Genomic DNA, 9,392 nt, shown 5'->3' with positions numbered 1-9,392 from the left:
ACTTTCGTCTCAGATATTAAACCGTAGTGGAATGCAGCTCTTTATAAGAGTCCGTTACGATGCGATTATTTTCATCCATAATAACTACATTAGGCTTGTAATTCCTTGCTTCGCTCTCTTCCATCATTGCGTACGAGATAATAATCACCAGATCACCAGGTTGTACCAACCGAGCAGCTGCTCCATTTAGACAAACAACACCAGATCCTCTTGGTCCAACAATGACATATGTCTCTAGTCTTGCTCCGTTATTGATGTTAACGATCTGTACCTTCTCGTTCTCAATGATATTAGACGCATCTAGAATATCTTCATCGATCGTAATGCTTCCTACATAATTTAAATTTGCTTCTGTTACAACTGCACGATGGATTTTGGACTTATGGATTTCTCTAAACATAAATACACGCTCCCTTATGGAATATTAAATAGAGATAATCTTTAACAGCATAAATAATGCTTCAATGCCTTAACTGGAGACACCAAAAAACCAAGTTAATAGAAATCATCTGAGATATGTGAGTTAGTAGGTTAGTAGATTGAATTAAATAGTACTTATTCGAGTGGATTGAGTACGAATGCTGAGTTCGTAATAGGGTATGTGATTATAAATTAACGTGTAGTCTTACTTGTTGGGGGAAAACTGACGATGTTACATGTCTCGATACCAAAGATGGTAATTCGTGAATTTGTGTAATTAATCTAGTAAAAGGATAATTATTTTGTTGCAATCTATGAGTCTATTGATTTGTCAAAGAACACTATTTTAATACAACTTTATCATTAATAACCAAAAAATGATACTTTTGTTTACTTATTCCTCATACTTATATTTAATGTTTTAACCCTGTTAATAATTGGATATTCTTGTGTTCAAGAGGAGCATTTTTTTTGTGAACCAGATGTAGCAGAAGAGCAATTACCGTGCTTAATTTTAATTGCCGAATTATCGCTTTCACTAGTTAAGGAGAGCTATCACTAAGCTTTCATTGTTTTTTTATTGGCTTATAAGCCAATGCACAGCTTTTCTACTGGCTATTACATGGTTCAAACTAGGTTAGTGGCTTATCTGCTACTCTTCTTACTCATCCCCTCAGTAAACATGGTGATTATGGTCAGTCGATAAAACAGATGGTTAATTCAATTAAGTGTAAAAAGCCGAGCAGAAATCAGGAGTAATCACCTGATTTCTGCTCGGCTTTAAGTTTTGTTGTATATATAGTTTACTTTACCCGTCCAAAACATGCATCTTAATCTACTACAAATTCTTTAGTGTGCAATAGAAATCGCCGCTTCTAATGCAACTTCCATCATGTTATTAAAAGAAGATTGTCTTTCTTCTGCGGTTGTTACAGCATGTGTTACTAGTGAATCTGAGATTGTAAGAATACAAGCAGCATGTTTACCTAATACTTTCGCATTATGGAACAATGCATAACTTTCCATCTCTACACAGACACATCCATGTTCATTGTAGAAATCATTGTGGTTAGGCACATTATCTTCATGATAGAATACATCACTTGAATGGATTCTTGCAGTCATGAGTGGTTTGTTAATGCGCTTAGCAGCTGCTTCCATTTTTTCATTTAATGATTCACTTGGTAGTTGTACATTTCCTTCTACTCCACTTTGCACAAAGGCAAATGTAGATTCACTCCATGCACTATCTGCAAGAACCAAATCATACAAATTTAATTTATCTGTATATGCTCCCGCACTACCAATACGAATGATATTTTCTACGCCATAGCTTTTGTATAATTCATAAGAATAAATACCGATACTTGGCATTCCCATTCCAGAACCCATTACTGATACTTCTACACCTTTATAGGTTCCGGTGTATCCAAACATATTTCGTACCGTGTTGAATTGCGTTGGGTTTTCTAAATATGTTTCTGCGATATATTTTGCTCGCAAAGGATCTCCTGGCATTAATACTGTTTTCGCGATTTCTCCATTTTGTGCTGTATTGTGTGGTGTTGACATCATTTATACCTCCTATGTGTGTTGCTTGAATATTATATTACTATACCATCTATGAATTCAAATATACGTACAATTTTTTTTATTTCAAGCAGAACAGATACCGCTGTCTTTATGTAACTATCGTATTCCGTTTGCTTGATCTTTTTTCTAGGTTATCATTTGTCTCTTTCCGACTTAAAACCGTCTAATCACTAAATTCATAAGATTTCTTTCTCAGTAAAGCTATGAGTATTTAATAACCCATTCTTTTATTTGTGCAGCAATTTCACTTACATCGGTATTAGAAGTGTCTACGATCGGCATGTGAGGCATATATGCCTTATCAGCGTTTTCGACCAGCCATTTGGCGAAATCTTTATGGTTTTGAATCATTTCTTCTGACCAGTTTCTTTGACGTAATCGTTTCTCACGAGTTTCCTCATCACAATGTAAATTCAGGTAATAGATGTGCTTGAAATAAGAAAAATCCACACACTTTGCAATATCCTCTGGCATCTCTGTACCGCATATTATGGTCATGCGACCACTTTCAGCAATATTTCTCGCAACACGAAGCCAGATGTTTTGTATTACAGTATCATCTGAAATAAACTCACGGATATCATCAGGATCAAAGATATCATAGTCTGGCAATATTTTTCTCAACTCATTGATAACGTAGGATTTACCTGATCCACTTGCACCAGTCACGATAAATAATGGAATTATTTGTTCCATACCATCTCTCACCTTCAGTTTTCATATATTTGTATTCAGTGTATCCGCTTACATTTTAATCGTCAAGGTAACCTTTTCCATGTTTTTCCCCTTTAGATTTCATTTAGTCATTATTCTCACAAAAATCGACTGGATTACAATATATAATATTTCTATATTCATCTATGATAATAGATACATATTCTTGTTTATTTTTGTCATAAATTCGTAACTTAAGATTAATATTAGGCGTCTTACTCAATATTGCATCTATTTCACTTTTTTTGATTTTCCCCTCTACATTTTTATTGAGAATAACCACATGTCTAATAATCTCCTCATGTGTTCTTTTTTCACTTAATTTTGAATCAATTTCATAAGGAAGTTGATTTTTTTTAAGTTCTAACCCAAAACTTTTAATGATATCCTGTTGAGCTTGTGATGAAGGTGTCTTCAAATAATGACTAATTTCAAGTTTAAGTGTCTGAAAATATGGTGTGCTAATTAGAAAAAAGAAATATACTACAATATTTATTATTATAAATTTTTCATTTCCTCTTTTACTCGGCCTAATAAATAGTACAATATAGCTTACAATAATTATTAATAATAAAAGAATTGATGTTACAGTAACTATGGGGTTTCTCTGTGTAAATACACTCTCCCTATCTCCTATCGTAAAAATAATGTTAAGAATTAAGAAATAACTAACGACTCCTAATACAGAGCTTGAAATTAGTAACAAAATTCTAATAAATTTCAAAATCCCCCCCCCTTTCATAAATTTATTATGCTGAGCATAGTTGAGTATAGTCTTTAACCGAGGTCATATGCTGTCGAAATTTGTCATTTTTTAAAATTAGAATTTATTTTCATCATATAAGTCGAATATTTGTAAATATTTCTAAAAGTCTGCAATTCCCTCATAATGGTTCTCTCCACTCTTTTCCAAAGTCCTGCCATATTCACCGTTAACCTCAAACGAATATTGAAACTAATGGATTAAAATATAGCCTAAGAAGACCACAAACCTAATCAAAATGTAAGTCTTTCAGTAGACTCATGAATAGCACGTAAGAGGTAGGTACTAGACGTACTGTTATATTCTTCAACTGTCAGGAATAAACACTTATATATGCTTAAACATAATTAAAATATACTTGTAAATACTTATAAATATAATTATAATCACTTATAAGGAGGTGCATGTATTGTGTATCAAGAGGAAAGATTGTTAAAAATACTCGAATACTTGAAACAACACCAAACGATGAGTGTTATAGATATATGTACGCAATTTGAAGTATCAAGGGATACTGCACGAAGGGATATTGTTAGATTAGTTCAAGAAGGCGTTGTTATTCGAACTCATGGGGGGCTATCGTTACCTGAGTTACAGAAAGAAATGTTATCTTATCAGGATCGTTTGATTGATGAGTCCGAGAGTAAGCAAAGAATAGGCAAGTTTGGGGCAAAACTTATCCAAGACCATGAGACTGTGATTTTAGACGTATCAACCACAGTACAATTTGTCGCAGAACAAATTAGCGCGAAAAATATTACGGCTGTCACGCACTCGATTGATAACGTAGGGATCTTATCGAATCGTGAGGATCTTCAAATTTATGTTCTCGGTGGTTACTTGAATGTAAAACACCGTTTCTTATATGGCTCTTCCATTATCGATAAACTAAGTGAAATTCATGCTGATAAAGCCTTTATTGGAGCATCGGCAATCCGATCTGATGGACTCTATTATCCATATGAAGAAGATGTCCGAGTAAAGAAAGAAATGGCCCGAAGATCGGATCAGGTTATCGTAGTGGCTGATCACACAAAATTTATTGGAAAATCTGTTCATCGGCTAGACTTTGATTTCGTTGACATTTTAATTACAAATCGAGAAATTCCGAGTGAAATAAGAGAAGTTCTCGATCAGAAGAACATCACTGTTATTGAGTGTCAGGAAGAACATGAAGAGGTTCGAAAGCAAGATTGATACCCAGAGGGAAGAGGAGGATTTTTTATGAATTATATTTTGCATAATGTACAAATGGTACTTCGAAACAGTATCGTTCCAACAGCCAATGTGTGGATTTCTGAAGGAAAAATCATGAGGATTGACACAGGTGATCTTCCTATTCTAGAGGGAGATCATGAACTGATTGATGCTAGAGGGCATTTGTTAGTACCAGGGATGATAGATGTTCATATCCACGGTGCCAATGGTTTGGATATGATGGACGGTACTGAAGAGAGTATTCAAGAAGTTTCACGTGCTTGTGCTTCGACGGGATGCACCTCATTTCTGGCTACATCTGTTAGTTCTACGATGGAGGATCTTCTAGAAATGATTCGTAGTGTCAAGCGTGTAATGGGACAAGAAGTAGGAGCAAAGATCGCAGGGATTCACTTAGAGGGACCTTATCTGAATCCGAAGCGAAAAGGAATGCAGAATGAAAAGTATTTACGGCATCCCAACCTAGAAGAAATGAAAATCATTTTTCAGGAAGCAGGTTCCCTCATTAAGATGGTTACTATTGCTCCTGAGTTACCAGGAGCAATGGACTTAATTTCCTTTTTGAAAGAACAAGGAGTCGTTATATCGATCGCTCACTCTGATGCCACATATGAGGAAGCCAAACAAGCCTTTACAGCTGGTGCAAGTCATGTTACGCATTGTTTTAATGGCATGCGACCGATTCATCATCGAGATCCGGGTCTGATTGTGGCTGCTTTCGAAGAGAAACATGTGAGTCTTCAAGCAATTGTGGATAATGTCCATCTACATCCTGCTATCATTCGATTGATGCATAGCATAAAAGGACCAGAAGGAATGGTCTTAATCACAGATGCTTTACAAGCCATGGGTATGGGCGATGGGAATTATATATTTGGAGGCCATCATGTCACGGTAGAGGGTGGCATTGCGAGGCTAGAGGATGGGACGCTAGCCTCCAGTACAGTTACCATGAATGAAGCATTACGTTATACTGTCGAAACCGGAATTTCCTTGATAGATGCCGTACAGATGGCTTCAACTACCCCGGCCAATATTCTCGGATTTCAACAAAAGGGCGAAATTTCATCTGGTTTCGATGCCGACCTAGTCCTATTGGATGATGAATTTCAAGTTCTATGGACGATGGTGGGTGGTCAAATTCTATGAGTAAACGAAGTTCATGAGTCCTATATGCAAACAGTCCCGATGAATGAACACTTCATCGGGACTGTTTGGGTTGAGATGCCATTTATTTAATTTAGAACAAAAACCTTTGGAGACAGCTCCATTAATTGTTTAAGGATTAAGTGCTCTCGCCATCGCATCCACATAGCTTTGGCTGGCACGCTGGCTCACTTCCGCTTGCGGAACGATCATTTCAAAGCTGTGGAAGGTGCCGGGATACAGATGAAATTCGACGTCTACGCCCGCTTGCGCAAGGCGTGTCACATATTCGATCGTCTCATCTCGGAACAGATCGACCTGGCCTACGCAAGTATAGGTCGGCGGCAGCCCCGCCAAGCTTTCCGCTCTCGCTGGCACCGCATATGGGGATACCTCGCTGGCGTCGGTACTCTCTCCTAAGTACATGCTCCAGGCCGCCAAATTGTTCGTCCGGTTCCAGGTTGCGTTATCGGCTGTAATTTCATGGCTCGATGCCGAAATATTGCGGTTGTCGATCATCGGATACAGCGGCATTTGGAATATGAGAGCTGGCCCGCCTTTATCGCGAGCCATTAAAGCAAGCGCTGCGGTCAGACCACCGCCCCCACTTGCACCGGCAATCGCGACCCGATCCAAATCGATTCCCAGCGACTCAGCTTCGCCCGTCATCCAAGTCAAACCGGCATAACAGTCATCGATGGCAGCTGGATAGGGGTGCTCGGGAGCAAGTCGATAATCGACCGATACGACGACGCACTTAGCCGCCTGCACGAAGCGTTCGCACAAAGCATCGTCCATATCGGGGTGCCCCAACACATAACCTCCCCCGTGAATCCACAGCATAGCCGGAAGATTAGCACCAGTTCGCTGGGCGGGTTCGTAAATTTTGACCAGTATCTCACCAGCTGCGCCCGGAATCATCCGGCTTGTCGTGCTTACGTGCTCCGACTTCTCAATAGGAGGACTCGACAACAAGCTCCTGCTCCACTCTAAATTTTCCTCTAATTGAAAACCAGGAAATTGTGCTACTATTGGTCTTAATTCAGGCAATATCCGACTTTCAAAATCCATGTCAATTCCTCCTAGTAATTAAATGTGCTCTCGAATCAATTGTGGTTTTATGAATCAAAATTGAATGATGATCCATTTTCCGTCTCAGCTTCCCACTTGGTTATTTCCTCTCGAACCCGGGGCGCTACCTCTGTTCCTAGCAGCTCAATAGCTCGCATCACATCGGCATGCGGCATCGTGCTTAACGGTACATACAGCATAAAGCGTGTAACGCCTACATTTTTGCGAAGGTGAATGATCTTCTGGGCAACCGTCTCGGGATCGCCGACATATAGTGCACCTTCAAAGCTGCGTGCGGCATCGTAGCTAGAACGATCATAATGCGCCCAGCCCCGCTCCTTGCCGAGTTTATTCATACCTGCCATGGTAGAAGGAAAAAATGTATCGGCAGCTCGTTCAGTACTCTCTCCAACAAATCCTATCGAGTGCGACCCAACCTTAAGCCGCGATTGGTCATGACCAGCGTGCGCTGCTGCTTTCCTATAAAGCTGCACGAGCGGTGCAAAATCCGTGGGACTTCCACCAATGATCGCCAGTATCAGTGGCAGTCCTAACAGACCTGCACGGATAGCAGAATCCTGTCTGCCCCCGCTGCCAACCCATATCGGTAAAGAATTCTGAACGGGCCGTGGATACACGCCCAAATGGTTAATCGCTGGCCGATGCCCGCCCTTCCAGGTTACTTTTTCGGACTCCCGTATTTTAAGAAGCAATTCCAGATGTTCTTCAAACAGCTCATCATAGTCATTCAAATCATAGCCAAACAATGGAAATGATTCGATAAAGGAACCCCTGCCCGCCATAATCTCCGCACGTCCATTTGAAATGCCGTCGAGCGTAGCAAAATCCTGAAAAACGCGCACCGGATCAAGGGAAGAAAGTACCGTCACTGCGCTGGTCAGCCGAATCCGTTTCGTCTGCGCTGCAGCCGCAGCCAGTACAATTGCTGGTGAGGATGCTGCATAATCTTGCCGGTGATGCTCACCTACGCCAAACACATCAAGTCCCACTTGATCGGCAAGGACAATTTCCTCGACAACTTCACGCAATCGCTGTGCGTGACTTATGACTTCCCCTGTCTTAACGTCCGGCTTTGTTTCTACAAACGAAGTAATACCTATTTCCACGTGTAATCTCTCCTTTTACAAATCACAAATTTTTTTTTATTTTAATGCCGCAGCCGTAGCGCGATTGGTCATTACCCAAAATAGAAGAGCTAAAGCACTGACAGAGGCCCCGAGTAAGCATACTCCTTCCCAGCCATAGTGCGCATACATTTGGGTCGAAGCAATTGAACCGCTAGCACTGCCGATCGAATAGAACACCATGTACCCGGCAGTAAGACGACTACGTGCCTCCGAACGCAATGGAAGGATCATAGTTTGATTAGTGACATGTATGGCCTGCACTGCCAAATCAAGCAGAACAATACCAACAACTAATGCGAATAACGACTGCTCTGTATAGCTGATGAACAACCATGAAATTAATAATAGGATCAAAGCAATACCCGTCGTTCTCTGTCCGTAACCTCGATCAGCCAGCTTCCCCGCTCGTGCTGCAGCTAACGCTCCAGCTACTCCTACAAGACCAAATGCTCCAATTGCACTGTGCGAAAGAGATAATGGCGGCGTGCTAAGGGGCAGTACGAGGGAAGTCCACAAAATGCTGAAATCAGCAAAAATCAACAGGGCCAGAACAGAGCGGATGCGTAACACCCGTTCTTGTATAAACAACATAAGCACCGATCCAAGCAGCTGAGGATAGGACAGTGACTTTACCTCGCGCTCAACATTGGGCAACACCCTAAAAAACATACAAACCATAAAAAGCATCAGCGCAGCAGAGACTAGATATACGGAACGCCAACCCGCAAGATCCGTTAATATTCCTGCAATGGACCGCGCAAGAAGTATGCCTATTACAATCCCGCTTGTTACCATGCCAACGACGCGTCCTCGTTCGGCAGGGGCAGCCATATTCGCTGCGAACGCAACAAGAGTCTGTGTCACAACGGCAAGCAGTCCCACCAAGGCCATACCTGCGAATAGCACCATACTGGTGGAGGCAGTTCCAACGATAACCAGAGCTATTATGGATAATAACATCTGCCCGATAATCAAGCGGCGCTGGTTCAGCAAATCTCCAAGCGGCACCAGCAGCAGCAGTCCCAATCCATAAAAGATCTGCGTAACGGTAATAACAATGCCTATGATGGAATGGCCAATACCAAACTCAATCGACAACTTATCGAGTAGTGGCTGTGCGAAGTAGATATTGGCGACTGACATCCCGCAGGCAGCAGCAAACAATAGGGTCACATAGCGAGACATAGAAGCATGATGACCTGAATCAGACGTGATCACCGGCACCTGTGACGAATTCGCCTTTATATCGGCATTGACTGCTACTTTTTCTATAACATCCTCCATTTTGTTCACACCTTACCTCCATTCATTTTAGATGC

Annotated in this window: 9 protein-coding genes; 2 read left to right on the top strand and 7 right to left on the bottom strand. The window is 40.9% G+C overall.

Annotated elements, in window-relative coordinates; translation table 11 throughout:
• Positions 1 to 16: 16 nt before the first annotated feature.
• The 4 genes from panD to PGLA_RS11695 form a co-directional block, all read right to left on the bottom strand.
• A complete protein-coding gene (gene panD / locus PGLA_RS11710) occupies positions 17 to 400 on the bottom strand; it encodes an aspartate 1-decarboxylase (protein WP_044877452.1) in 384 nt (127 codons plus the stop codon).
• A gap of 869 nt (positions 401 to 1,269) precedes the next feature.
• Positions 1,270 to 1,992, bottom strand: coding sequence for a purine-nucleoside phosphorylase (deoD, locus tag PGLA_RS11705; protein WP_068532833.1), 723 nt, complete (start codon positions 1,990 to 1,992; stop codon positions 1,270 to 1,272).
• 222 nt (positions 1,993 to 2,214) lie between these two features.
• The gene (locus tag PGLA_RS11700; RefSeq protein WP_068532830.1) at positions 2,215 to 2,709 is read right to left on the bottom strand and encodes a P-loop NTPase family protein; all 495 of its coding nucleotides are present in this window, start codon (positions 2,707 to 2,709) and stop codon (positions 2,215 to 2,217) included.
• Positions 2,710 to 2,812: 103 nt separating this feature from the next.
• Positions 2,813 to 3,451 carry a hypothetical protein gene (locus PGLA_RS11695; RefSeq protein ID WP_068532825.1) on the bottom strand — a complete coding sequence of 213 codons (639 nt, stop codon included), beginning with the start codon at positions 3,449 to 3,451 and terminating at the stop codon, positions 2,813 to 2,815.
• 450 nt (positions 3,452 to 3,901) lie between these two features.
• On the opposite strand from PGLA_RS11695, the gene PGLA_RS11690 reads away from it, so the two are divergent.
• Together PGLA_RS11690 and nagA are read left to right on the top strand one after the other, a co-directional pair.
• Positions 3,902 to 4,687, top strand: a complete 786-nt coding sequence (locus tag PGLA_RS11690) for a DeoR/GlpR family DNA-binding transcription regulator (RefSeq protein WP_211269535.1) — start codon at positions 3,902 to 3,904, stop codon at positions 4,685 to 4,687.
• A 27-nt stretch (positions 4,688 to 4,714) separates the two neighbouring features.
• Entirely contained in the window at positions 4,715 to 5,857 is a 1,143-nt protein-coding gene (gene nagA, locus PGLA_RS11685; RefSeq protein ID WP_068532821.1) for an N-acetylglucosamine-6-phosphate deacetylase, read from the top strand.
• Positions 5,858 to 5,986: 129 nt separating this feature from the next.
• On the opposite strand, the gene PGLA_RS11680 is transcribed toward nagA, so the two are convergent.
• The 3 genes from PGLA_RS11680 to PGLA_RS11670 are packed head-to-tail and all read right to left on the bottom strand — an operon-like array spanning position 5,987 to position 9,357.
• Positions 5,987 to 6,925, bottom strand: coding sequence for an alpha/beta hydrolase (locus PGLA_RS11680; protein ID WP_068532818.1), 939 nt, complete (start codon positions 6,923 to 6,925; stop codon positions 5,987 to 5,989).
• Between the two features lie 47 nt (positions 6,926 to 6,972).
• On the bottom strand, positions 6,973 to 8,052 hold the full coding sequence (locus PGLA_RS11675; RefSeq protein ID WP_068532815.1) for an LLM class flavin-dependent oxidoreductase: 1,080 nt from the start codon (positions 8,050 to 8,052) through the stop codon (positions 6,973 to 6,975).
• Positions 8,053 to 8,088: 36 nt separating this feature from the next.
• A complete protein-coding gene (locus PGLA_RS11670) occupies positions 8,089 to 9,357 on the bottom strand; it encodes an MFS transporter (protein ID WP_084410979.1) in 1,269 nt (422 codons plus the stop codon).
• Positions 9,358 to 9,392 lie beyond the last annotated feature (35 nt).

The sequence above is a fragment of the Paenibacillus glacialis genome (assembly GCF_001637205.1).
Classification (GTDB): Bacteria; Bacillota; Bacilli; order Paenibacillales; family Paenibacillaceae; genus Paenibacillus_AQ; species Paenibacillus_AQ glacialis.
This window is presented reverse-complemented; position numbering and strand designations above follow the sequence as displayed.